Origin of the sequence: Bifidobacterium sp. UMB1197 (assembly GCF_030217745.1) — a bacterium.
GTDB lineage: Bacteria > Actinomycetota > Actinomycetes > Actinomycetales > Bifidobacteriaceae > Bifidobacterium > Bifidobacterium vaginale_B.
The window spans coordinates 43,130-69,688 of the sequence record NZ_JASOOL010000001.1; the positions used below are offsets into that span (position 1 = coordinate 43,130).

Annotated in this window: 19 protein-coding genes; 8 read left to right on the forward strand and 11 right to left on the reverse strand. The window is 43.0% G+C overall.

The window, feature by feature from the left end; translation table 11 throughout:
• Window positions 1-18 precede the first annotated feature (18 nt).
• From QP420_RS00190 to argS, 5 genes are all read right to left on the reverse strand, one after another.
• Window positions 19-2,874, reverse strand: a complete 2,856-nt coding sequence (locus QP420_RS00190) for a bacterial Ig-like domain-containing protein (protein ID WP_481616248.1) — start codon at window positions 2,872-2,874, stop codon at window positions 19-21.
• Window positions 2,875-3,475: 601 nt separating this feature from the next.
• Entirely contained in the window at window positions 3,476-3,736 is a 261-nt protein-coding gene (locus tag QP420_RS00195; protein ID WP_481616344.1) for a BRO family protein, read from the reverse strand.
• Between the two features lie 361 nt (window positions 3,737-4,097).
• The gene (locus QP420_RS00200) at window positions 4,098-4,946 is read right to left on the reverse strand and encodes a KilA-N domain-containing protein (RefSeq protein WP_481616249.1); all 849 of its coding nucleotides are present in this window, start codon (window positions 4,944-4,946) and stop codon (window positions 4,098-4,100) included.
• Between the two features lie 248 nt (window positions 4,947-5,194).
• Window positions 5,195-6,709, reverse strand: coding sequence for a branched-chain amino acid transport system II carrier protein (gene brnQ / locus QP420_RS00205; RefSeq protein ID WP_481616250.1), 1,515 nt, complete (start codon window positions 6,707-6,709; stop codon window positions 5,195-5,197).
• 221 nt (window positions 6,710-6,930) lie between these two features.
• Complete coding sequence (gene argS, locus QP420_RS00210) at window positions 6,931-8,727, reverse strand: arginine--tRNA ligase (protein ID WP_481616251.1); 1,797 nt, start codon at window positions 8,725-8,727, stop codon at window positions 6,931-6,933.
• A 112-nt stretch (window positions 8,728-8,839) separates the two neighbouring features.
• On the opposite strand from argS, the gene relB reads away from it, so the two are divergent.
• Together relB and QP420_RS00220 are read left to right on the forward strand one after the other, a co-directional pair.
• Entirely contained in the window at window positions 8,840-9,076 is a 237-nt protein-coding gene (gene relB / locus QP420_RS00215) for a type II toxin-antitoxin system RelB family antitoxin (RefSeq protein WP_115794039.1), read from the forward strand.
• Complete coding sequence (locus tag QP420_RS00220) at window positions 9,060-9,326, forward strand: type II toxin-antitoxin system RelE family toxin (protein WP_415688889.1); 267 nt, start codon at window positions 9,060-9,062, stop codon at window positions 9,324-9,326. The genes relB and QP420_RS00220 overlap by 17 nt, the downstream gene beginning before the upstream one ends.
• Window positions 9,327-9,423: 97 nt before the next feature.
• Here the strand turns inward: QP420_RS00220 and valS are convergent, their stop codons facing one another.
• The 4 genes from valS to QP420_RS00240 all read right to left on the reverse strand — a co-directional run bounded on the left by valS (window position 9,424) and on the right by QP420_RS00240 (window position 15,474).
• A complete protein-coding gene (valS, locus tag QP420_RS00225; RefSeq protein ID WP_481616252.1) occupies window positions 9,424-12,180 on the reverse strand; it encodes a valine--tRNA ligase in 2,757 nt (918 codons plus the stop codon).
• Window positions 12,181-12,261: 81 nt separating this feature from the next.
• Window positions 12,262-13,854, reverse strand: a complete 1,593-nt coding sequence (locus QP420_RS00230) for an ABC transporter substrate-binding protein (protein ID WP_060787110.1) — start codon at window positions 13,852-13,854, stop codon at window positions 12,262-12,264.
• A 125-nt stretch (window positions 13,855-13,979) separates the two neighbouring features.
• A complete protein-coding gene (nth, locus tag QP420_RS00235; RefSeq protein WP_481616253.1) occupies window positions 13,980-14,606 on the reverse strand; it encodes an endonuclease III in 627 nt (208 codons plus the stop codon).
• 52 nt (window positions 14,607-14,658) lie between these two features.
• Window positions 14,659-15,474 carry a winged helix-turn-helix domain-containing protein gene (locus QP420_RS00240; protein WP_060787109.1) on the reverse strand — a complete coding sequence of 272 codons (816 nt, stop codon included), beginning with the start codon at window positions 15,472-15,474 and terminating at the stop codon, window positions 14,659-14,661.
• Window positions 15,475-15,631: 157 nt separating this feature from the next.
• Here QP420_RS00240 and QP420_RS00245 point away from each other — a divergent pair, with 157 nt between their 5' ends.
• Window positions 15,632-16,360: a hypothetical protein gene (locus QP420_RS00245; protein ID WP_060787108.1), complete on the forward strand. Its 729-nt coding sequence runs from the start codon at window positions 15,632-15,634 to the stop codon at window positions 16,358-16,360.
• A 109-nt stretch (window positions 16,361-16,469) separates the two neighbouring features.
• Here QP420_RS00245 and QP420_RS00250 read toward each other — a convergent pair whose 3' ends face one another.
• The gene (locus QP420_RS00250) at window positions 16,470-16,964 is read right to left on the reverse strand and encodes an inorganic diphosphatase (RefSeq protein ID WP_464405966.1); all 495 of its coding nucleotides are present in this window, start codon (window positions 16,962-16,964) and stop codon (window positions 16,470-16,472) included.
• Between the two features lie 490 nt (window positions 16,965-17,454).
• On the opposite strand from QP420_RS00250, the gene QP420_RS00255 reads away from it, so the two are divergent.
• The 5 genes from QP420_RS00255 to QP420_RS00275 all read left to right on the forward strand — a co-directional run bounded on the left by QP420_RS00255 (window position 17,455) and on the right by QP420_RS00275 (window position 24,808).
• Window positions 17,455-19,713 carry an acyltransferase family protein gene (locus QP420_RS00255; RefSeq protein ID WP_481616254.1) on the forward strand — a complete coding sequence of 753 codons (2,259 nt, stop codon included), beginning with the start codon at window positions 17,455-17,457 and terminating at the stop codon, window positions 19,711-19,713.
• Between the two features lie 58 nt (window positions 19,714-19,771).
• Complete coding sequence (gene zwf, locus QP420_RS00260) at window positions 19,772-21,352, forward strand: glucose-6-phosphate dehydrogenase (protein WP_415688884.1); 1,581 nt, start codon at window positions 19,772-19,774, stop codon at window positions 21,350-21,352.
• Window positions 21,349-22,347, forward strand: coding sequence for a glucose-6-phosphate dehydrogenase assembly protein OpcA (locus tag QP420_RS00265; RefSeq protein WP_060787104.1), 999 nt, complete (start codon window positions 21,349-21,351; stop codon window positions 22,345-22,347). Before zwf ends, QP420_RS00265 begins: the two co-directional genes overlap by 4 nt.
• A gap of 41 nt (window positions 22,348-22,388) precedes the next feature.
• Window positions 22,389-23,210, forward strand: coding sequence for a 6-phosphogluconolactonase (gene pgl / locus QP420_RS00270; protein ID WP_481616255.1), 822 nt, complete (start codon window positions 22,389-22,391; stop codon window positions 23,208-23,210).
• A 260-nt stretch (window positions 23,211-23,470) separates the two neighbouring features.
• Window positions 23,471-24,808: an ATP-binding protein gene (locus tag QP420_RS00275; protein WP_415695514.1), complete on the forward strand. Its 1,338-nt coding sequence runs from the start codon at window positions 23,471-23,473 to the stop codon at window positions 24,806-24,808.
• 80 nt (window positions 24,809-24,888) lie between these two features.
• Here the strand turns inward: QP420_RS00275 and gndA are convergent, their stop codons facing one another.
• Complete coding sequence (gene gndA / locus QP420_RS00280; RefSeq protein WP_481616256.1) at window positions 24,889-26,349, reverse strand: NADP-dependent phosphogluconate dehydrogenase; 1,461 nt, start codon at window positions 26,347-26,349, stop codon at window positions 24,889-24,891.
• Window positions 26,350-26,559 lie beyond the last annotated feature (210 nt).

Below are 26,559 nucleotides of genomic sequence, written 5' to 3' on the forward strand. Positions count from 1 at the left end.
ACTTGATGTTTTCTTCCATCATTTTCTTCTTACAAAAAATGCAAGTCCCGCAATCGAGAATCCAAGCACTGCAATCAAGCCTGCATACAATGCAATCAAGCCTGCAAATGATGCTGATTCGCCTTTCTTAGGAATCATACCAATACGCTTTTCACGCTGCGGCTTAGGAGCTGGTGCTTCATGCTGCGACTTAGGAGCCGGTGCCTCAGACTGCGACTTACGAGCATCTGCAAGTCTGCGTGTAGCAGCATCCACCTGAGCCTGCGCCAAAGCTAATGTATCCGCCGACTGCTTAACGGCCGCATCCGACTGCTTAACTTCTGGAGCTGAGCCAGCGTTTGCGTTACCAGCGTTACCAGCGTTTGCGTTACCAGCTCCATCTCCAGCATAGCCAGGCTTATAATCACTTTCAGCACTATCAATCTGAATATTCAACTCGCCATTATCCAAAGTAGCAGGCGCATCATCGTTCATACCAGTACTAGAACCAGCACCAGCACTTGGGTCAAACACCCTCGCCTTCACCTGTAACGCACCTGTAGTTGCAGTCAAGTTTCCTCTTGTTAAGGTAACAGGCTTTCCATTATGGTCTGCTACCTTCAGTTCTGTTCCATTTTCAGGAGTTGCCTTGATGTTATTAGCCGTAAAGTCAGCAGGTTTCACTTCCTTTGTTTTGCCATTATCATCTGTCAACGTTACAACAAGACCAGTTAAATCTAGTTTCTCTCCCTCCGTATAATTCAACTTTGAAGGCTGGCTTGTTACCGTCATAGATGTTGGGTTCAACTTCGCTACCTTCAAAGCACTTGTATCTGCAGTCAAGTTTCCTCTCGTTAACTTAACAGGCTTTCCACCATCAGTTAACTCTAGTTTTGCACCATTTTCAGGAGTTGCCTTAATCCCATTAGCTTCAAAGTCTTTAGGCTCCACGGTCTTCGTCACGCCATTATCATCCTTTAACGTTACAACAAGACCATCTAAAGCCAAGTTTTCACCCTCAGTGTAACTCAACTTATTAGGCTGGCTCGTCACACTCATAGACGTTGGGTTAAGCTTATTCACCGTCAGCTTTTCAGTTTCAACAGATGGCACACCATCTTTAGTTAATTTAACTTTCTTCGTATTATCAGTTAATGCTAGTTTTGCACCATTCTCAGGAGTTGCCTTGATGCCATTCGCTTCAAATTCTGCAGGAGTCACGTCTTTCGTCGCCTCCTTAGCATCCTTTAACGTTACAACAAGCCCAGTTAAATCTAGGTTTTCTCCCTCCGTATAACTCAACTTACTAGGCCGGTGTTTGACTGTCATAGACGTTACATGAGTTGGGTCAAACTTATTTTTTACCTTTAATACGCCTGCTTGTGCCGACCAGCTTTGAATCCCCGTTCCAGGCCTATAAATTACTAATTTAACAGGTTTCCCATTGTGGTCTGCTACTTTTAAAAATGTTTTATCTGCAGGATATGCATTGATTCCATATCTTTCAAATTGCGCAAATGGCACCTCTTTTCTTAAGCCTTGATAATCTGTTAACGTTACAACAAGCCCCGTTAAATCTAGCCTCTCTCCCTCCGTATAACTCAACTTAGGCTGGTGTGTGATTGTCCTAGACGTTACACGAGTTGGGTCAAACACTCTCTGCTTCACCTGTAACGCATCTGTAGTTGCAGTCAAGTTTCCTCTCTTTAAGGTAACAGGCTTTTCATTATGGCCTAGCTTTAATACTGCTCCATTCTCAGGATCTGCATTGATATTATTAGCCGTAAAGTCAGTAGGTTTCACTTCCTTTGTTTTGCCCTGATCATCAGTTAACGTGACAACAAGCCCAGATAAATCTAGTGGGTCATCCTCCGTGTAACTCAACTTTGAAGGCTGTGTTGTTACCGTCATACTTTTTACATCATTCGGGTCAAATTTAGTAGTAAATGTATTCGTAGTATTATTCCATTCTGCCTTATATTTCTTTTTAGAAGTATCAAGGTCATGGTCTTTTCCTGTCAGATACAGATAAAATGCGGTATCTCCGCCAGGATGATTGCCTGCTCTTGTGAATGTTTTTGCATTTCCTGTGCCACTGTCCACAGTTACCTCATTCACACCGTCCTGATTTTTCAGTTTAAAAAGATAGACGTTATTACCCTTGCCATCGGTCGGCGTTACACTGATACTGCTTGCCTTGACGGTTCCACCAGTGATTGTAATGTTTCTTCCTGAATCAGCATCACCACCGCCAATGCCTGCTCCTGCCCACCCGCCTGTTGCGGTTACGGTTCCACCAGTGATTTTGATGTTTTTCCCTGAATCCCCTCCACCACCACCAATGCCAGCACCAAAAGTTCCGCCTGTTGCAGTTACGGTTCCACCAGTGATTTTGATGTTTTCACTTGAACCACCATAACCACCGCCAATGCCTGCTCCTGACCACCCGCCTGTTGCGGTTAGAGAACCATCCCCCTCGATTTCTAACGTTGAATTATTATCAGAATTGTTCCATGTTAACCCAGCCCGATGGTCACCTGACTTCAACGAATTTGTTCCTTCTAGTATTATCGTTAAATGAACATTAGATTGATCATTATTTTTTGCAAGAAAAGCCTGTTGTTCATCCTGATTAGATACATCAATGTTTACATTTTTTAGGATAATCTTAGCCTTGATATTACTTCCTGTCACACTAATCGTATTTGACGTTGCATGACCCGTTCCCTTAATCGTATAAGTACCGCTTTGTGTTATATTTACACTACTATCATTGATATTAAAAGTAGTGCCCGCGTCATTTGCATAGCTAGCTATTGGATTTAAAGACAGGCAACCTATACTCACTGCTAGAGCAAGGAATAATCCCATTATTCCTTTCATTCTAATTTTCATTTCAACTCCATTTATTATTCTTACATTTCTTCACATGTTTAAATTACTTATATTAATGTTTTGAAAAATCGCATAAAAATAGGCAGAAACACATACCTACCCACCAGGTATGCATTCCTGCCTATTAAAAAATTCTATGTGAAAAGAGACAGAATTATGCTGTCTGTCTGTCTGTCTGTCTGTCTGTCTGTCTGTCTGTCTGTCTGTCTGTCTGTCTGTCTGTCTGTCTGTCTGTCGAGGATTTTGTCAGTCTTTTCACGGCTTGTCAACCTTTTATGCATAACTTTTTAACGCACTGATTATACAAGATAAATTCCATGTTGACTAGCCTTTATTTATTCTATATTCGTTGTTTACCAGTCTATTTAAATCACATCAATCTTTTCTGCATGCGTTTTCTCAAGCAACCTCAAACCATGCAAGCTATCACCAATAAACACCAGGGGACAATTCGTCCCCACGTAGGCAGCTAACTTCTAATTGCAAATCGCAAGTCGAGAATCGTAAGCCGCACGTAGCAAATCGTAAATAATCACATCAAAAACCTAAACAAAAGCCTACCGCAAACAAGCGCGGTAGGCTTTTGCTTTAATCACCTAAATCATTCAGTCTCTTTGCCAACCGTTGCTAACCACATTTTGAATGGTTCAGCTTTAGGAGATGGTATTGATTGAATAATGCGCAAAATTCCTTGCATGTCAGCAGTGTCTGTCTCATATTTTTTCCCGTCCGACGATGCAAGTTTGAGTCGTCGACAAAATGTCGACAACTCACTTTTTTCTTCCTCACTCATGCGCTTTTTTACACGATACCAATAGTCTCTTGGATTCTTACTATCCATCAAAGCAGAAATAAGTTTTATACAAAAATCGCCATATCCAGCTCATACGAGCAGTAATATGGCGATTATTTATTATAGCTTCATTACGTGTTGGATATAATGAAACCTTGCCCTTGAATTCTGAAACTATTTCTCTAAACTCTGAAAATATTTATAGGAATCCTGAAACTTTAACCTTATCTGAATAATTAAGTGCTATCTGTAAAAGTTCCTCAGCAAATTTGTCATTTGTACAAATTCAAATTTATTCAAATGTTGTAAATACGCATTTTTATTAAATCTATTTATAGTGTTTTAGCATCCTTCAGCGAAGATTTTAATGCGTCCTTTTAAAATAAATGCGTATTTACAACTTTTATTAAATCAGTGCAATAGGCAAAAATTACTTGATGCTTCCTTCCAATTTTTTAATGCCACTATCACCAAGTTTTTGCAGTGACATTAATTGTGTTCTGGCAAGCTTTCTAAGTTCAATCATTCTTTCTTTTTGGTCCACACCTTTACCAATAAGAACTGCATTATAGCTTTCCATATTTGCAAGCACCAACAACTCATTCAAACTTGCATAATCTCTCATATTACCTTTTAGATCTGGATTTTCTTCACGCCACTGTTTAGCTCTTTTGTTAAACAAGGCTACATTTAGCATATCTGCTTCACTTGCATACTTGTAAGACAACTGTTCGTTGGTAAGATCTTTTAATAGATACTCTTTAATTGCGTCCGTATGAATTTTGTAGTTAATCTTTGAAATTTCTCGATTAAGATTCCAACCTAATGATAGCTTAGAATTTTCATCCGACTTAAGTCTTTTGTAGTCTTGAATAATATACAGCTTAAATTCTGGTGAAATCCATGAGGCAAATTCCATTGCTATATCGCTATGAGCAAATGTTCCTCCTCCTCGCCCAGATTTAGAAACAATACCTATTGCGTTTGTCTTTTCAATCCATCTTTGAGGAGATAAGGTAAACGCATTTGTTCCCGCTTCCTTTCTAAAGGAGTCGAATTCGACCCCTTTAAAATTAGGATTGTGAATAGTTTCCCAGAGACCAATGAATTCAATTGTGTCTCTTACTCTTAGCCAATTTTTAACAACGTCTTTAGGTTCATGCACATTTTTATACCTAGCAATATCCGTAAGACTTATATAGTCATTTTTAAAATCTTCAGTATAAATCTGAATAGCAAATCCCTTTGCTTCAATTATCTCTTTTTTTGCTTTGGACATATGAGTTCCTCCTTTATTGATGCACTGTTTATAACATTTATTTTCGTAATAAATGCTCTAAACAGCACGCCAACTATTCATTTTTTTAATTTTAAACTTTGGTAGAAGCTCTAGGCAGCCAACTTCTAATCGCAAGTTTCAACTCGAGAATCGCAAATTACAAAAATCGCCATATCCAGCTCATACGAGCAGTAATATGGCGATTATTATTATTGCAACTATCTATACAACTAGTTGTGAATTAGTCACTAGGATTGATTGCCAAAATTAGGCTCGTCAAACTCAGAGCTGTTTGAAGAATAGTCATCGCTACTAGCAACGCTACCTTCAAGATCTGGGCCAGAAGCTGCACGAGCCACCTCTTCCATACCTTTGTTGTCGCATAGAACCATGCGAACATAGCCAACAACAAATCCAACAACTGCAGGGCAAACCCAAGCCATGCCAAATTCCGAGAACGGCAACCAGTTTTGAGCAACAATCAACATATCGTTTATATGCAATGCATTGCGCAAAGCTGTTGGCAAACTATTCAAAAAGTCAAATACAGCTGCAACACCAGTAAAACCAAGCGTCCAAGCGTACACGACTTTGGAATTTCCAAAAAGTCGACCGCACAAAGCCAAAAGAATCAGTACGATTGAAAGCGGATACAAGAACATTAATACTGGAACCGCGTATTCAATGATTGCGCTCAAACCAAAGTTTGCAAGACCAAACGAAACAAGCGTAATCAATACAGACCAAACTCTGTAGCTAGGACCCTTAGGGAATAGCTTAGAGAAGGTTTCCGAGCAGCTTACGATTAAGCCAACCGCAGTCTTTAAGCATGCAAGAGTTACAGTTGCAGCAAGTACAAATAGGCCAACGTTTCCAAGGTGATAACGTGCAACTTGCGCCAAAGTTACGCCACCATTTTCCGCAGGTGGGAATAGCGCGCGGCTACGCACACCAACAACAACAATCGCAACGTAAATCACTGCCATAAGCAAGCAGCTAAAGAATCCAGAGCGAGCAGTATTTACTGCCACATCTTTAGGGTCTTTTACGCCAAACTGACGAATGGTGCTAACAACCACAATTCCAAATGCCAAGCTAGCTAAAGCATCCATTGTGTTGTAGCCATCTAAGAATCCTGTAAAGAATGACTTATTAACATAATTTCCTATAGGAGCAGCATCCGAAGAAGCGCCGCTTATAGGAGAAAATAGTGCAGTAAATACCAAAACCGCTAGGAACACAAGGAAGATTGGCGTAAGAACTTTACCAACCCATGTAAGTATGCCGCTTGGTTTCATAGCAAAGAAGAACGCGAGCGCAAAGAACACTACAGAGAACAAGAACAAGTACAGTTGTCCGTTTCCGTCTTGCGGAATAATTCGCTCCAATCCAACAGTGTATGAAGTTGTTGCACAGCGCGGAATTGCAAAGAACGGGCCGATTGTTAAATACAGCACACAAGTGAAGAACATGCCGTATTTTTTGCTAGCTTTGCTTGAAAGCTCAAAAAGACCATTTGCGCGGCTCATTGCAAGAGCAGTAACACCTAACAATGGCAAACCAACGCCAGTAACAATAAAGCCTAATGCTGCAGGCGCAGAATTGTTTCCTGCGTTAGCACCAAGGAATACTGGGAAAATAAGGTTTCCAGCGCCAAAGAACATGCCAAACAACATGACCGCCACGTATGCGGACTCAATAATTGTCAAGTTCCTTTTTTTCGGGGCACTGTCTGTGCTGACACTTTGTGTTGTGACGCTCATGCTACACCTCCTATATGGTGAAAAATTGTTTAAGCATATTATTTAACGCATTTAATAACAAAACTGAAACCGAAAAATAATATTAGGGGGTATATTAATAAATCGCATGTACTTAATCGGAAAAATTTATAATCCGCGCGTGTCTTTTTGCAAAAATAAAAGGACGCTAGCGTAAAAACTAACGTCCTAAATAAAAAGCAAATGCGCAATAATAGCAAAAACTACATTTTTTCTGGCGCACTAACGCCTAGCAAATCAAGTCCAGAGGCGATTACCGTGCGCACAGCCGCGTTAAGCTTAAGTCGAGCTGCAGCGCGTGCTGGCTCTGGGCACTTTGCAATGCGAGTCGCCTCACGCTCTGCTTCTGGCAAGCGATTTTCTGGGTCGCTTAACTCCATTGGCACTACGCGCTCAAGGTTGTACCACTTGTGGTAGCTTGCAGCCAAATCCTCAAGATAATGCGCAACTCTGTGTGGAGCGCGCAAATCGCCAGCTTGTGCCAAAGCTGCAGGCCATTGCGCCAAAGCAGCCAACACTTCGCCATCTGCCTCGGTATTAAGCAAGCTTAAATCAGCGCCATCTTGTGTAATTCCAGCGTCTGCAGCATTGCGAGCCACATTGCAGCTACGCGCGTGAGCATATTGCACATAGTACACAGGATTATCGTTGCTGTGAGAAGCAAGCAAATCCAAATCAATGTCAACGCTTGTGTTGTAGTCGGTGCGCGCAAGCGAGTAGCGAGAAGCATCAACGCCAATTGCATCAACTAAATCGTCAATAGTAATAACGTTTCCAGCGCGCTTGCTCATGCGAACTGGCTTGCCATCTTTCATAACGTTTACAAGCTGACCAATAAGAATCTGCATGTTTTCGCCTGGCTTGTCTCCAAAAGCCGCGCACATTGCCATCATTCGGCCAATATAGCCGTGATGATCCGCGCCAAGCATGTAGATTGCTACGTCTGCAGGATTCTGTTCGCGATGACGCTTATTGCGATAGTACGCAATATCGGCAGCAAAATAGGCGTAATTACCGTCGGACTTAATAATTACGCGATCCTTATCGTCGCCGTGCTTAGTGGACTCAAACCAAGTTGCGCCGTCTTTTTCGAAAATATCTCCACGTTCACGCAAGTCTGCAATAGCACGCTCAACTTCGCCATCTTCGTACAAGCTGTTTTCGTGGAACCACACATCAAAGCTAACGCGAAAATCGCGCATTGACTTACGAATTTCTGCAAACATCATTGGAACTGCGCGCTTGCGGAATTCTTCGCGCTGCTCGGAATCGCCTTCGCCAAGTGGCAAGCCTTCTTCATCTTTTCCAAGATCGATTCGCGGCAAAGAAAGAACGTCAACACCGTCCGCATTCGCTTCTTTTATAACAGCGTCCGCAATTTCGTTAATATACGCGCCTTTGTAGCCGTCTGCAGGCGCTTCTTCGCCATGAGCTGCAGCAACTAAAGACTTTGCAAAACGGTTGATTTGCTCGCCGTGATCGTTGAAGTAGTATTCGCGCACAACTTTTGCGCCATTTGCCTGCAAAACTCGAGCCATAGAATCGCCAACTGCTGCCCAGCGCGTGCCACCAATGTGGATTGGGCCAGTTGGATTTGCGGAAACAAACTCAAGATTTAAAGTTTTGCCACTCAAATGCGTATTCTTGCCAAAATCAGCACCCTGATTTAAGACCTCGTCAACAACAGCCGCTGCAGAAGCAGAATCAAGCGTTATGTTAATAAAGCCAGGGCCTGCCACTTCTACGCGCGCAATACCTTCTGCTTCTTGCAAACGCTCGGCAAAAAGTTCAGCTAAATCGTGAGGCTTCATACCTGCTTTTTTAGCGAGTTGCATAGCAACGTTTGTAGCCCAATCGCCGTGTGCGCGATCTTTTGGCCTCATAACTGCAAGTTTTTCGGCAGCAGGAATCAAATCTTCTGTTAGACTGCCGGCTTTACCGCTTGCTACTAAATCTTTAGCAATTTTTTCAATTAATTCACTTAAGCTTTCTGGATTCATGGTTTACAGTCTAGCGTTACCGCGCGATGCTTCGCGATTATAACGTATTGGATTGCGTTATTCTGCATATAAGGTAATATATGTTTTACATGTTTTACAATGGAGATTAGAAATGGCTGCAACAATTACAGGATTAAGAGTACCGTCTAACGTTTTAGATCGTTATGATCAGCTCGCTAAAACCACTCACCGCACTCGTTCATTTTACATGAATCAAGCGCTAGAAGCTCAAATCGATGAACTTGAACATGAATATGGACTAATGGCAGATATTGAAGCATACAAACGTGGAGAATTAGAAACATCTCCGCTCGACGACGTGGTGAAGCGCCTTGACTTGGAAGATTAATTTATCTAAAAGGGCTGAAAAACAGCTAGGGAAAATTGACAAAACAATCGCTAAGCAAATCGTTAAGGAACTTCGCGAAATTAGCAATCTCGACAATCCTCGAGTCAGAGGCAAAGCGCTAACTGGCAACTATTCGGGGTTTTGGAGATATAGAGTAAGGGATTATAGAATAATTTGTGCAATTGAAAATAATGTACTGACCGTTTTTGTTGTAGATATTGATCATCGCAGCAGAATTTATAGCAAGTGACGATGCTTCGCGATTAAATACACAAAAAGCGCTGGAGTCGAAGATTGACTTCCAGCGCATTTTGTTTTGCGATTAATTATTTTCGATTACTTGCAAACTACTTCTTTTTTGCAGGAGCTTCGCCGAGTTCGCTTTGAGCAACAGAAACGTTTACGTTAGTTGCATCAGATTCCGCAGATTCAGATTCAGAAGAATCGCCATCATCTGCAGCCTTAACAGCGTTAAGCTTCACTTCTCCAGTAACGCGTCCCGCTTCGGCAACGTCATCCAAAGTCTCCTCAACAGCCTTATAAGCATTTTCTGCTACGTTCAAAGTCACTTGCAAAATAGGAGTCTTCATAGAAACTTTTGCTTCAGACTTAATCTTTCGCAAAGTAGCCAAAGCCTCACCCGCGTAAGCCAAAGTGTCTGCAGAAACGCCGTTTGCAGCAGCCTCATACGCCTTAGCGCATGGCCAGCTAGCGCGATGCACAGAGCCTTCGCCTTCGTGCATCCAGCTCCATACTTCTTCCGTAGCGTAAGGCAAGTAAGGAGCAAGCAAGCGAGCCAAAGCGTCGAGCGCAAGACCAAGAGTTGTGCGAGCAGACTTTACAGCAGCTTCGCTTGGAGTGCGTCCAGTGGATTCTGCAGTACCGTAAGCACGATTCTTAGCAAGCTCAATGTAATCGTCACAGAACTCCCAGAAGAAGGTTTCGATTGCTTCCAAAGCCTTGGAATGCTCGTAAGATTCAAGCGCATCAGTTGCGGTACGAATAACGGATGCGAGCTTTGCCATAACAGAGCGATCCAAAACTTCCGTAACGTCTGCAAAATTCCAGTCTGCGCTAGCAGGCTCAAGAACCTGATGTTCCTCATCTTCACGGCCGATTGCGAGCGCAAACTTCGTTGCATTCAAAAGCTTAATCGCAAGGCGACGCCCAATCTTCATTTGGCCTTCGTCGTAAGTTGCATCCAAGCCAAGTTTTGCAGAAGTTGCCCAGTAGCGCACAGCATCCGCACCAAACTCTTCAATTGGCTTGTTTGGCACAACCACGTTGCCCTTAGATTTAGACATCTTCTTGTGGTCTGGGTCCAAGATCCATCCAGAAAGCGCAGCGTGCTTCCAAGGTAAGCAGCCGTTTTCAAGATGCGCGCGGTCAACCGTACTAAACAGCCAAGTACGAATAATATCCTGGCCTTGTGGGCGCAAATCCATTGGGAAAGTGGCCTTAAACAAAGCTTGATTTTCTTCGCCTGGCTCTTCCCAACGAGTCACAATTTGTGGAGTTAAGGAAGATGTAGCCCAAGTGTCCATAATGTCTTGCTCAGCAGTAAAACCATTTGGCTGGTCTCGCTGCGATTCATCAAATCCTTCTGGAACGTCAATAGTTGGGTCGATTGGCAAACGGTCTTCGCTAGGCGTCAAAGGATGCTCATAATCCACTTCACCATTTTCGTTTACTGGGTACCAAAGTGGGAATGGAACACCAAAGAAGCGCTGGCGAGAAATAAGCCAGTCGCCATTCAAGCCGTGAACCCAATTCTCGTAGCGCACGCGCATAAAGTCTGGGTGGAAGTTAAGTTCCTTGCCGCGCTCAATAAGCTCAGCGTTCAGCTTTTCGTCCGTGCCGCCGTTCTTTAAGTACCACTGGCGAGAAGTGACGATTTCCAAAGGCTTATCGCCCTTTTCGTAGAAGTTCGTCATACGCTTTGTTGGCTTTGGTTCGCCATCCATATCTCCAGCAGCTTGCAAGGCTTCAACAACTTCCTTGCGAGCAGAGAACGTGGTTTTGCCAGCAATTTTCTCAAACATTTCGCGGCCAGACTCGTCCGTAATCCAATCAGGAGTAGTCATAACAATGCGGCCGTTACGCTGAATAATTGGTCGAGTTGGCAAACTCAAGTCGCGCCACCACTCAACGTCGGTTACGTCACCAAAAGTGCAGCACATTGCAATGCCAGCACCCTTGTCCATTTGCGCGGCAGGATGAGCCAAAATTGGTACCTTCACCTTAAACAGCGGCGAGTAAACTTCCTTGCCAAAATACTTCTTGTAACGCTCATCGTCTGGGTGCGCAATCAAAGATGTGCAAGCTGCAAGCAATTCTGGTCGCGTAGTTTCAATGTAGATTGGCGTGCCATCTTCAAAACGGAACGCAATCTTATGATAAAAACCAGGGTATTCGCGCGCTTCAAGCTCTGCCTGAGCAACAGCAGTCTGGAAAGTAACATCCCACAAGCCTGGAGCATCCTTTTGATAGGCTTCTCCGCGAGCAAGATTACGAAGGAATGCTTTTTGCGCAACTCGGCGAGGCTGCTCACCAATCGTGTGGTAGGTCTGCGACCAATCAACAGAAAGACCAAGCCTACGCCACAAAGCTTCAAAAAGCTTCTCATCTTGGGAAGTTAGGCGCTCGCAAAGCTCGATAAAGTTCTGGCGGCTTACAGGAACCTGATCTTTTGCTTCAATCTTCTTGCCTTCTGTGCCTTCAAATGGCGGCTTAAAATCAGGGTCATACTTAAGCGAAGTGTCTACTCGCACGCCGTAATAGTTTTGTACGCGGCGCTCTGTTGGCAAGCCGTTATCGTCCCAACCCATTGGGTAGAACACGTCAAAGCCTTTCATGCGCTTATATCGTGCAATCACATCTGTATGCGTATAAGAAAATACGTGGCCAACGTGCAAGTGGCCACTAACTGTTGGAGGTGGTGTATCGATTGAATACACGGCCTTGCGGTCGCGAGAATTGTGGAACGCGTAAGTCTTAGCTTCGTCCCAATTGCTACGCCATTTGTCTTCAAGACCATCAACACCAACCTTATTAGGCAATGGTGTTAAATGTGCGTGTTTTACTGTATTATCCTGTTCACTCATGAACTGAATATTAGAAACTTAGCGAGACATCGCAGTGTAACACGGCACTATGCCAACCCACTAATACAGCACAAGCCAGCACTACTTAACAGTCACGTCGTGCAAAGGAAGTAGCTGGTCGGTCATGTTTGTAGGGTATCCGCTCACATTATTCTTAGCAACAACAACGCTATTTCTTGCGTACAGCCACCCAGAAACGGCGTAATCGCACAATTCCTTAGCATACTTTTTAATGTTTGCTTCGTACTCTTGCGGGCTTGTAGACTTCATTGCGTCTGCAAAATACTTTTGCGACTCATGGTCTTGGAACAAATAGTTGGACTTAGTGTCCGCATACATTCCAGAGTCAAGAGTGTGATTAGTCCAAGTAAGAGCTAAATCGTAGTTACCTTCGCGAATTCGCTGATCGATTACGCTCTGGTCTAATTCTTCTAGCTTTACTGGGAATCCACCTGCATAGCTTAGGTTTTTTGCCATTTGATCGCAAACGCTAGCCATTCCAGTTGGAACAAGCATTGTGATTCCGCGCAAATATCCTGCAGCAAAGTAGTGGTACATACCATAGGCTTTTTTAACATCATGAGGATATGTGTTACTAAAATCTTCATACCCAGGAGACATAGGGTCGATTGGCCCGCCAACAAGCTGGCCTCCAAAAGGATCGGAAGCAAGAATAACATTAGGCTCAATTACGTGCCTTGCAGCTCTACGAATTTGTTGATCGCAGAACATAGATGACATTCCCGTGTTAAAAGCAAACATTCTTAATCTTGTGCTTTTGCCTTCAACAAGCTTAGTGTTTGGCATTGCAGCCATGCGCTTGTTTTCATTTCCGTCTAGTGGAATTGCCATTTGCACGCTGCCATCTTTAACAGCATTTGCCAAAGATGTGTCGTCGTTAAAATACTTAAGAGTTATGCTTTCGCAACCAGAAGGCCCTGCCCAATATTTGTTGTTTCGAACAAGAACAAGATCACCGCCTTTGTTGTAACCCTTTGCGGTAAATGGGCCAGTTCCAATAGCGTCGGAAGCGTAGTTAACAAAAATGTTTGTGTTGTAAACAATTCCAGCTCTGCCAGCTAATCTCCTTGGCAAAAGTGGGTCTGGAGTTTTTAGTGCAATATTTAAAACGCTCGGGCCAGAATTAGATACGCTTGTAATATTTGTTAGCTTTTCGTAGCCAGGATATCCTTTTGTAATGCCCTGCTGAAGCGATTTAAGGACAGAGCTTGAATCCATTGGGTCGCCATTAGCAAATTTGATTCCGCCACGCAACCTAAACTTGTAGTTTAATCCGTCGGCAGAAACGCTCCACGATTGCGCAAGCCCTGGATGCAACGCATTGTTTTCGTCTCGTTTTACAAGTGTTTCGTAAACGTTCTCTAAAAGCGCCTGCTGCAGGGAATCACTATCATCTGTTCTAATGTCTAATGATGCTGGAGCTGTGCGTAATCCGATTGTTAAAGTTGAATTTGATGCTGGGAAAATGTTTGTTGGCATTAAAGACCTTAAAGATCTTCCATCTACAAATCGCCATCCAGCCCAAATTGCAGCAGATAGAATGCCGATTAAAACAATAAACACAACCCAGGGTTTAGCCCCTCTTCTATGCCCATGCGCATATTTTGCACTGCGCACATGCGAAGCAGATGAGTATCTTCCAAATTCAGACATGCTTAAAAGTTTATATCATAGCTTGAATTTGCTTACCGAATTTATGCACAAAATAGTCTAAAAATATTCTAAGAATATTCTAAAAGAGTTTATTTAGAGGCCATTAATCCTTGCGTAAAGCCACTCTACAATCGCACCGAGGCACACAAAAACCTAAGTGGGCAATCAGCACAACGAGGATTCCTAGCCGTACAAAACATTCTTCCGTGCAAAATAAGGCGATGAGAAAGATTCGTCCATTCTTCTGGCGCAAAACAAGCCGTGACTTCTCGCTCGATTTTCGCTGCATCTTTAGCCTTAGCGCTAGAATAACTCACCCAGCCAAGCCTTGCTGTAACTCGCATAACGTGAGTGTCTACGGGAAATCCTGGAATCTTAAAAGCATTTCCTAAAACAACGTTCGCAGTTTTTCTACCAACGCCAGGAAGCTTTGTAAGGTCGGCCATATTGTTTGGAACAACGCCATTAAAATCTTTAACAAGTTTTTGAGAAAGCTCAATAATATGCTGCGATTTTACTCTATAAAATCCAAGCGAATGAATTATTTCTTGAACTTTAAATATTTGCGCTTTGGCTAAATCGCCAGGTGTTGGATAGGCCTTAAAAAGCTCGCTGGTCACTACGTTTACGCGTTTATCGGTTGTTTGCGCGCTAAGAACAGTGGCGATTAAAAGCTCAAACGGATTAGTAAAATTTAATGCACACTTTGGATTTGGGATTTCTTGGCACAAAATCCTATATTCTTCGTGCATTTTATTTATTTTGTTTGTTTTGTTTGTTTTATCTATCTTAGCCAATATAAGCCTAGTCTAAATCGTTGGAGATGCTTGGAGCCTCGGCACGCGAATCGCCAGCCTCCGCGTGATTACTGTTTTCTGCGTAATCGTCATTTTCCACTTCGTCAACTTGAGCCTCTAGTGGATCAAAACGATATCCAACGTTTCTAACCGTTCCAATAACATGCTCGTATTCAACGCCCAACTTTGCGCGAAGCCTACGAATATGAACGTCAACCGTACGAGTTCCGCCGTAGTAATCGTAGCCCCAAACCTCTTGAAGCAAATGCGCACGCGTAAAAACGCGACGAGGATGCTGAACAAAATACTTTAGTAGTTCAAACTCCTTATACGCTAAATCAATAGGCTTTCCATGCAAGCTAACTGTGTAACTTTGCGTGTCTACAACCAAGTCTCCAGAACACATTTGACCGTTGCTGTTAACCTCAACGCTTGTGGAATCGGCAACAGTAGAGCTAGAAGAAGAATCGGTAGAAACAGATTTTTTGGCGGCCAATCGCAGTCTACCTTCTACTTCGGCAGGAGAAGCAGTTGTTAACATAACATCGCTAACACCCCAAGATGGGTTTACAACAGTAAAGCCGCCCTCTGTAAGGATTAGAATAATAGACATTGTTAAATTAGACGCGCGCACAAGAGAACATAGGGATTTTGCTAAAGATAAGTCTTCTCTAGCATCAATAAGAAGAATGGTGTTTTCTGGCATTTTAAGCATGCTAGATGGTTCCATTGCAAGCACGCGTACGCGATGAGAAAGCAGCGTTAGCGATGGCAAAACTTTTGCAGGCGCAGGGCAAGAGGTCATCAATGTAATATCCGTCATACTGACACCTCCGTAGCGCATAGAATTGAATGAAAATTCAAAATCAAGCTGTTAAAAGAAAATTGTAATCCATGCTTAAGAAGAATCAAAAAAGCGCAAGTGTACGCTTGCATATAAAATGGGGTAAATCACAGTATAAACGCGATAGGAGCGCAAAATGAGCATCAACAATATTCAGCGCAACGCAATGCATAATCACATTACTATTGTTGTAACTCAATTTATTGCCCTGGCTCTTTTAGTGGCAGCAGCCGCGCTTCCATTTGCAACAGCAAAAGCCGTTTTAACTGTTTGTGTTCTTATTCTTCTTGCTTTAATAACTTTTTGGCCTTTGCAAGGCTCCACAGCAGACAAAGCGATTCCTTTTCTTGCAGGCCTGGCATCTATGTGGTGTGCAACTCTGGCTTTAAAAGGATGGCTTCCAAGCAGCGTAATCGACGGAGAATCAGAAGTTAGCATTCATAAGTTTGTTGCAGCAATTAGGCCATACGAACGATGGGCAGTAAACTTTGCGCTAATTCTTGTTGCGGCAACATTTATTAGTTTTGCAAGACAGATGTTTAGAGAAAATCGATCCAATCTTGTGCGAAACCTATCTCATTGCCTTACTGCAAGCATTGCATGCGCCGCATTGCCTGGTTGGCTTTTCTTGCCTTCGATTATTCGCTTCACTTTTTCTGTACGCATATTAGAGCTCGGCGTATTGGTGGGCGTGATTGGTCTATTTGCCGTGATTATACTTGCAGGTCTTTCACACCTTTGGGTTAAAGATGCAAAATACAACTCTGGAATGATTTTCCCGCAGATTGGAACAGCTTTGATTCCAGTTATGATGGGCGGAATGGTTGTTTACGGAGCTGGATTAGCAATGCTGCTTGTAGCGTAAACGCGATTTTAAGAATTACATATTAAAAAAGTGTCTAACACATAAAATGCGTTAGACACTAATAAACACGTTGTTAAAACGATTGGAAGCTTGCGATTAATCGCAAAAACTACTTTTCGCTTTCTTCCAAACGCTTGCGAGCTGCAACGATTTCCTTTTCTGCCTGCTCAGCGCCAGCCCAGAAATCACCAGGAAGAACTTCCTTACCTGGCTCCAAAGCCTTGTACTGCTCAAAGAAGTGCTTGATTTCTGCCTTGTGATATTCGCTAACATTGTCAATATCCTTAATGTCATCAAAGCGAACGTCTGCTGGCACGCACAAAACCTTGTCATCTCCACCAGCTTCATCAACCATGTGATACAAGCCAACAGCGCGGCATTCAACAACACAGCCTGGGAACACAGAATTTGGAATCATAACAAGAGCGTCGAGTGGATCGCCGTCTTCGCCCAAAGTGCCATCAATGTAGCCATAATCATCTGGGTAACCCATTGCGGTAAACAAGGTACGATCCAAAAATACGCGACCAGTCTCGTGATCTACTTCGTACTTGTTCTTAGAGCCGCGTGGAATCTCTACCACAACGTTAAATGTTTCTGCCATTTTTACTCCTTAACGTAAAACTTAATGCTTAAATGCATTCTTAAACCTAATGCTAAACGCATTTAAACACTTGTTTATCAATCTAACGTTTATACATCTAACTTAGACTGTTCAGTCTAACTTTAGCGCGCAGCAAAGAGCATATAAAACGCCATATAAAACTACACATAAAATTCAACATAAAATGCCATCGTAAAAAGCAGCAAGCAACCATGCAGAAAAACACAAAAGAAAAAATATTAATAAAAATAGTAAAACATTTGAAAAATATTTTGATTTACATTAAAAAAATCGTGCAAATCACACAAAAATACGCGAAAAATCAAGGGAAATCTAAGACACGCTATAAGCATATTGAGTGTCTTAATACGTAGATAATATGACTACGTTTTGGAGCGATACTAATGGAAAAAATCGAACATAAACACTTGTAAAACTGAACACAAAACTAAACACAAAAACAACAAACACGTATTAAGTTGTAGGCAAGATGGCAGAATTGAACAACGCGGCAAACGCTGCAACCAAACGCAACGCTGCAATAGACGGCATGCGCGCGATTGCTATTATTGGGATTGTAGCGTTCCACTTGCGCCCAATCGTATTCAACGGTGGATTTTTGGGCGTAACAATGTTTCTTGTTATGGCGGGATACTTTAGCACTGTATCTTTGCTAAAAATGTTCAGCGAGAATAACAATAAAAATTCACATTTAGATGGTAACCAAGAAAGTCAGAAGAAAAAATCAAAACTTATTATCTACTTTAAGTACCTGCTTAAACGCATAAAACGAATATGGCCTTCTACGCTAGGCATTATTGCACTAAGCGCCCCACTTATGTGGTTGCTTTCGCCAAGTCTTTTAACAAAACTGCAATCAGACGCACTAACTGGATCCACATTTAGCAGCAACATGGCGTATATTCTGCGAAAAGTTTCGTACTTTGAACAGTCGGGGCTGCCTTCCCCTATTAAGCATTTGTGGTATTTGGGCCTTATTATGCAAATATTTGTTTGCTGGCCGATTATTCTAGGCGTAATTCTTAAAATCTTTAAATCTAAGTTTGCGCGAATGTTCGCTACAGCAATGCTTGCGATTGCGTCCACTATTGCAAATATTGCAATCACAATTCTTTACGGAGAAGGGCAAACCATTGCTCGCGTGTATTATGCTTTAGACACACGCGCTGGAGAATTTATAATCGGCGCGCTTCTAGCAATGTACTGCACGTGGTTTAGCGGAAAATCCGTTATAAAAATTATTGCAGACGCATGGCAATACATTGTTGGAAGCAAAAGCAAAAAAACACAGATTGAGAACCAAGATAACAAAGCACAAGAGGGCAAAATCCAAGGCAGACAGCCGATTTTAGAGTCTGCTATAGGGTTAATTGCGTTAGCGTTTATTTTATTCTGCTTCACTAAACAAGACGGGTCAAAAACATGGATTGTTTACGGCGGTTACGCGATTTTTGCTGTAGTTTGCGCAATCTTAATGCACGCTTGCATGCAAAAAAACAACATTTGCGCGCGTATACTTGGCATAGCTCCTCTAAGTTATTTAGGAACAAGGGCTTTTGCGATTTATCTTGTTCATTTTCCAATACTCGAAGTATTAAACCCAGCAACAAGAACTACTCACATAACGCTATTTGAGCAGATTTTGCAATGCGTGGTAGTTGTTGCTGTAGCCGAAGTATTTTACAGAATTTTTGAGATGCCATTTGCCAGCAAGCATATGACTTTTAGCATTAGCGCAAAGAAAGACAGTACTCAAGAAGAGGCGCAAGACGCATCGCAAGAAGAATCGCAAGAAGCAAAGAACATTGATCTTTCGTTTGACACTTTAAACGTTAAAAGCAAAAACATTAAGCTACCATTTGTTCTACGAAGGCTTGCGACTACTGTGTGCGCAGCGGCCTGCATAGCGCTAATCGCAGCTCCACTAAATTGGAGCAGCATTGCGCAAGAAAGGTCAATACAATTAAGGCCAGAATTAACAAGTCAAGAACAAGACGTTAAAACTCATGCTAAAAATGGAAAGCAAAATAAAGAGATAACACAACCAAAGTCAAAACCGAGCCAAAAGCCAAACCAAAAAGAAAGCCAAAAGCCAAAAAGAAAGCCAAAAAGAAAAATAGGCGGAAGGCGTCAAAACATAACAAAACAAACGCTTCCTACAAAGCCAAGCGCTCATAGGGTTCTAAACCCAATCGCAGAAAAAGTGCCAGCAAATATAAACACAAAAGCTTGGAAAATCAACTCAAAACAAGACGTTTGCACGGCAGACATAACAATGGTTGGAGACTCCGTAACCGAAGGCGCAAAGCCGTACCTTTTAAAGGCTTTGCCAAACGCTTGGATTGACGGAAAAGTTAGTAGGCAGATTTTCCACGGAGCCGAAGACTACCAAAAAGACATAGCCGAAAAACACCCTGGAAGCGTTGTAATCTACGAACTTGGAACCAACGGGCCGCCTAGAGACGATTCAGTTTTACAAAACATGGTAAATATTACTGGCGGAAAACCAGTGTATTTTGTAACAACTCGCGTGCCTCAACCTTGGCAAGACGAAACAAACGCAAAATTGCGCGCATTCGCAGCAAAGCGCAAAAACGTTGGAATAATCGACTGGAACGGCCTAAGCGCAGGCCATAGCGAGTTTCTAACAGACGACGGAATACACCTAACACCTATTGGTGGCCCTCAATACGCACGAATGATACGACTAGCCGTGTGCGGCGGATAACCTGCAAAAGGCAAAGCGCAAACCGCCCAAATCACGCCAAAATATTACGATGGTACATATGAGTGAGTTAATAACCCCATTTTCCCAAAGCAATAAGGGCGATTCGCTCGCGGGATGGAAGAATCCACTGCGAGACCCACGCGACTTGCGACTAGCCAAAATCGCAGGCCCGTGCAGCCTTGTTATATTTGGAATCACGGGCGATTTAGCGCGAAAAAAGCTAATGCCAGCTGTATACGATTTAGCAAATCGCGGACTTTTGCCGCCTGGATTTGGTCTTACTGGCTTCGCTAGACGAGACTGGACCGATGAGCATTTTGTAAACTTTGTTAGAGAAAACATTCAGCAGCATTGCCGTACGCCATTTTGCGAATCCACATGGATTAATCTTGCAAAAGGCATACGTTTTGTTCGCGGAACATTCGACGATGCAAGCGCGTTTGAGCGCTTAAGCAAAACGGTAAGCGAGCTAGACCGAGATCGCGGAACTCGCGGAAATCATGCGTTCTACATGTCTGTTCCACCATCCAGCTTCCCTGTTGTAGCGCAACAATTGGCCGCATCTGGGCTTTCGCACTCATCCGAAAACGCATGGAGACGAGTAATAATCGAAAAACCGTTTGGCCACGATTTAGCTAGCGCGCAAGAACTGGATCGCGTAGTTTCCGAGGTTTTTGACCCAAATTCCGTGTTCCGCATAGACCACTATTTAGGCAAAGAAACTGTGCAAAATCTGCTCGCCTTGCGCTTTGCAAACGCAATGTATGAGCCAATCTGGAATGCTAATTATGTTGACCACGTGCAAATCACCATGGCAGAAGATATTGGCATAGGCGGCAGAGCTGGATATTACGATGGCATTGGCGCTGCGCGAGATGTTATTCAAAACCACTTGTTGCAGCTAATGGCACTTACCGCTATGGAAGAGCCTGTAAGCTTTAGCGCTGGCGATTTAACAGCGGAAAAAACTAAGGTCTTGTCTGCTATACGCTTGCCTAAAGATTTAGCTGCAAACACTGCCAGAGGCCAGTATGCAGAAGGCTGGCAAGGGTCATACAAAGCCGTTGGATATTTGCAAGAGCAAGGAATTAGCCCAGATAGCAATACAGAAACGTATGCTGCTGTGCGATTAGATGTAGACACTCGCCGCTGGGCTGGAGTGCCATTCTACTTGAGAACTGGCAAACGCTTAGGTAAGCGAGTTACAGAGATTGCCGTGATTTTTAAGCGCGCTCCACACTTGCCTTTTGAGACTACTGCTGTGCGCGAACTTGGAAACAATGCAATTGTGATTCGCGTTCAGCCAGACGAGGGTGTAACAATGCGATTTGGCGCAAAAGTGCCAGGCGGAACGTCTATGGAAGTTCGCGATGTTTCCATGGACTTTAGCTACGGAAGGTCTTTTACAGAAAACTCTCCAGAAGCTTACGAACGCCTTATTCTAGACGTTTTGCTTGGCGAACCTCCGCTTTTCCCAACAACGCAAGAGGTTGATTTAAGCTGGAAAATTTTGGATCCGATTGAAGATTTTTGGGCTTCTCTTAACACGCGTCCGCAACCGTATCGCGCTGGAACGTGGGGACCAGCGGAAGCTGACGCCATGCTTGCTCGCGATAATCGCCATTGGAGGTTGCCATGATTATTAATCTTCCTAACACAAACACGTCTAAAATATCCGCAAAAATCGACGAGCTTCACGAAGAACGAGGAGAATCCGCCACTGGCCGCGTGCTCACTCTTCTTATTGATACCACTCTTAAAGAGCTTGAAAACGCGCTGAATGCAGCAAACGCGGCTAGTCGCGAGCATCCTTGCAGAGTTATTGCGATTGTTCGCGATTGGCAAAGCGCTAGTGCAAATTTGCATAATCAAAATCAAGACAATCAAGCAAATCAAGCAAATCAAGAAGAAGAAACACCAAACTTAGACGCTCAAGTGCGATTTGGAGCAGATGCGGGCGCAGGCGAAATCATTATTCTCTATCCGCATAATGACCTTGTTCGCCACCCAGATACGCTTGTTATTCCGCTTCTTGTGCCAGATGCTCCGATTGTTGCATGGTGGCCTACAAACGCGCCCGAAAATCCTGCTAAGGACTTGCTTGGAGCTATGGCAAGCAGCAGAATCACAGACGCTCAGCGAGCCAGCAACACTCTTGAAACCGTACAAAATCTGCGCAAAAATTGGTCTTCTAAAGACGTTGATCTTTCTTGGACTCGCATTACGTCTTGGCGTGCAATGCTCGCCTCTATGCTCGACCAGCCGCCGCACTTACCAATTCTTAGCGTTAAAGTTAGCGGAGCCAAGCACTACGTTCCACTACATTTGCTTGCACAATGGCTAAAAATCTCGCTTAATGTTCCTGTGGAAATTGTTGAAGATTCTAAAGCGCATGCAATTACGGAGGTAAGTCTTAAGCGGCAAGACGGCGAGCTTTCTTTAACTCGTCCTTCTGGCAGCAGCCAAGCAATAATAAGTCTTCCAGGGCAAGCAGCTCAGCCTATTTCTATGCCGATTCGTTCTTTACAAGACTGTTTAAGTGAAGAATTGCGCCGAATTGACCCAGACGAGATTTACGCGCAGCTTATTAACGAAAATTGTTGCGCAATGCAGAATAACGAACTTGCAGAATAACGAACTTTAATACACGTGTAAAAATAATAAAAGGATTCATTATGGCTAAAGATTTTAGATTTGCGCATAACGCAACAGTGTACGGCTACAATAATCAAGATATTCTAGCTGCTGTTGCTGCGCAAAAACTTGTGACTTTGATTATGCAATGGCAAAACAATGTTGAAAATCTTAATAAGCCATTCCATCTTTTGCTAACAGGTGGAACAGATTCAATTCGCATGTTTCAAATGTTAGCTAGCAACCCGTTACTTCCAGCAATCGACTGGTCTAATGTGCATATTTGGTGGGCAGATGAGCGTTTTGTAGCTTATAACAGCGAAGACCGTAATGCGCGCAAGGCTCGCGAGTTGCTTCTTAACATGCTTAGCGATAACAAAGTTTTGCAGGAGTCTCATATTCACGAAATGCCTGCAGACGATCGCAATGCGCAAGAAGTGGCGAATGCTAGCGATGCTGAAAATAATGCGATTTTAGACGCAGCAGCACGCGATTACGAAGAAGAGATTATAGGACTGCTTGGGCCAGAGCCGGTGTTTGATTTGGCAATTCTTGGCATGGGCCCAGACGCGCATATGGCCTCGCTTTTCCCAGGATTGCCGCAAATTCATAATCGAGATCGCATAGTTTTAGGCGTGAATCACTCCCCTAAGCAGCCGCCAATGCGATTAACGCTTAGCGCACCCGTGCTGGCTCATAGCCGCCGAACTTGGTTCTTAACGGCTGGCGAGCAAAAAGGAAAAGCTTTAATGGACGCGCTTTCGGCAGACAATAATCCAGACTATCCTGCGTCTTTTGCCAATGGCACCGACGAAATTGCATGGCTAACTACCGCCGAAACCTTGCAAGCTGCAATTCAGTAATCTGCATAATATTCAATCAACTAAAAATTAAATCAACATAGTCGAGTGGCGCATTTGCGAAAATCTGCTTGACAAAACATGGCGCATTTGCGAAAAACAGCCCCTAAAAACATGGCGCATTTGCGAAAATCTGCTTGACAAAACATGGCGCATTTGCGAAAATCTTTATAAAACCGTTGAAATTACAGGGAAAACTGCATTCGGTAACACTTGAACAAATCAAACACAAATTTACAATCTAAGAAAGAGCGCAAAACCACATGTTTGATAGAAAAATATATAAAGAAATGCTGAAATGGAAGCATGAATATGCACCAAATTATGCGCTTTTTCTTAAGGGAGCAAGACGAGTCGGTAAAACAACGTTAGCTGAAAAACTTGGCAAAGAAGAGTATAAGTCTTATATTCTTATTCGTTTCGATCAAGCCGAAGAAGATATTAAGCAACTTTTTATAAACAGTCTAAGAGATTTAGATACTCTATTTAACACAATACAGTTAGCTTACAATACCAGACTTTATAATAGTGAATCTCTTATAATACTTGATGAAATACAATTATTCCCACAAGCACGGCAAGCAATAAAAACTCTACTTGAAGATGGTCGTTACGATTACATTGAAACAGGATCGCTTGCTTCTATTACAAAGAAAAGCAAGGATATTCTCATACCTTCAGAAGAGTACACATTAGAAGTACTGCCACTTGATTATGAAGAATACTTATCAGCGAACGATAACAACCTGATTTTCCCTACTATTAAAGGTCACTTTGAATCACTCAAACCTATGGGCAGTATGCACCAGAGCATAATGAAGTCTTTCAGAGAATACATGCTGGTTGGTGGAATGCCACAAGCTGTTCAAGCATACGTTGATACAAAAGATTTTGCGAAGGTTGATTTTGCTAAACAGCAAATAATCAATCTTTATAAGCAAGATATGCAAGATCAGGAAGAAGAGAACCCTACTTACGTAACTAATTTTTTCGATAGAGTTCCTGCAGAGCTTTCCAAACACGACAAGCGTTACGTGCTATCCCACGTAGATTCCAACGCGCGTATTAAAGAATATAGGGATCCAATACGTTGGCTAGAAGAAGCAATGATAATAAATATTGCAAACAGCGTTGAAGACCCAAGTGTAGCTTTGAATCTATCTACTATCAACCCTTCCTTCAAATGCTACATGATGGATACAGGACTGTTAACTTCATTAGCATACAAAGATAGACCTTACTTAGAAAATGAACTTTATAAGGCAATTCTGCTAGACAAACTACATGTTAATGAAGGAATGATAATAGAAAATATTGTCTCACAGTGTCTAAAAGCAAATGGACACAACGCGTATTTTTACAAAAAAACAAGTATCGATACCAAAAAGACAGTAATGGAAATAGATTTTCTCTTGCGCAAAAGCAACAAGATTATTCCAGTAGAAGTGAAATCTGGTAGTAGTAAAAGTGTGAAGTCAATAACAAACTTTATGGAAGCTTTTAGTAAAACCAGCAGCGAAGGAATCGTGCTTCACCATGGAGAAATTAAGCGCGAAGGTAAACTGCTTTACTTACCGTACTACATGGCTTCTGTATTGTAAAAACAAAGCGTCGCATGCAGAACTTACACATGCGACGCTTACGAAATAATTATTTTTAGATTATTTTTAGATTATTTGATTTAATCTTGCTTTACTTCTGGGCGATTAGGTTCTGCCCACAAAGTGTGAAATACGCCCGACTCGTCAATGCGACCGTAGGTGTGCGCGCCGAAGAAATCGCGCTGAGCTTGAATAAGCGAAGCTGGCAAACGCTTGGATCGCAAGCCATCGTAGTATGCAAGCAAGCTGGAGAATGCTGGAACAGGCACACCATGCTCCACTGCGCGCGCAATAACACGGCGCCAAGCAGCTTGCGACTTTTCAATAGCGTCTTTAAAGTACGGCGCAAAAATCAAGGAAACACTTGCCTGCCCAGATTCAAACGCCTCGGAAACGCGGTTTAAGAATTGCGCGCGAATAATGCATCCGCCTCGCCAAATGCGAGCAACAGCAGCCTGGTCAATCTTCCAATCATGCTCAATCGCAGCAGCCGCAATCTCATCGAAGCCCTGAGCGTAAGAAACAATCTTAGAAGCGTACAAAGCTTGGCGAATATCCTCAATAAACGCCTTACGCTCAGAATCGCTAAAATCAAAATGCATATCTGGCCCAGTCAAACCCTGGTTTTCAGCAGCTTCTCGCAAAGCAATCTGGCTAGAAAGTCCGCGAGCAAACACAGCTTCTGCAATACCAGTTACAGGGATTCCAAGCGAAAGCGCAGATTGTACAGTCCAAGTACCCGTACCCTTCATGCCAGCGTGATCCACCATCATCTCTACCAAAGGCTTACCAGTCTTAGCGTCTTTCTGGCGAAGCACATCCGCCGTAATCTCAATCAAATAAGAATCAAGCTCGCCCTTATTCCACTCGCTAAACACGTTTGCAATGTCTTCGGACTTCATGCCCAAGCCGCGAAGCATTAAATCGTAGCTTTCGGCAATAAGCTGCATGTCCGAGTACTCAATGCCGTTGTGAACCATCTTTACAAAGTGACCAGCGCCGTCGGTGCCAATATGCGTTACGCAAGGCTCGCCTTCTGCAACAGCCGCAATCGACTTTAAGATAGGGCCGAGCGTCTTCCAAGATTCTTCCGTACCGCCTGGCATCATCGAAGGACCGCGAAGCGCACCTTCTTCTCCGCCAGAAACACCGCAACCAACGTAGTGAAGACCACGCGCGCGAATGTTTTTCTCTCGGCGAATCGTATCTTCAAAGTAGGAGTTTCCGCCGTCAACAATAATGTCGCCTGGCTCCATAGCGTTTGCAAGCTCTTCAATTACAGCATCCGTAGGAGCACCAGCTTTTACCATAATGATTGCAGTGCGTGGGCGCTTAAGCGAAGCCACAAACTCTTCAACGGTTTTTGATGGCACAAACTCGCCTTCGCTGCCATGCTGATTCATCAGCGTTTCTGTGCGCGAATAATGACGATTGTAAACAGCAACAGTATTTCCGTGATGCGCAAGATTTCGCGCTAAGTTAGACCCCATTGCAGCCAAGCCAACAACGCCAATATTTGCTCTAGCTTGAGTTTCCGCCATTTTATACCTCTATCTTTTAATATTTGTACCGTTTGTTGTTTTAACCGTCTTATTGTTTTGCTTTTATTTTTACCATTTGACTAACAAAAACACACTTTTTTAAGTTTATCGTTTTATATGCACAAGCGTTTTTGTCACGATCACAAGGCGTACTGCATATCTCGCGCATTAATGGCAATTTTGTGATAAAGATTACATTTTTACTTTTAT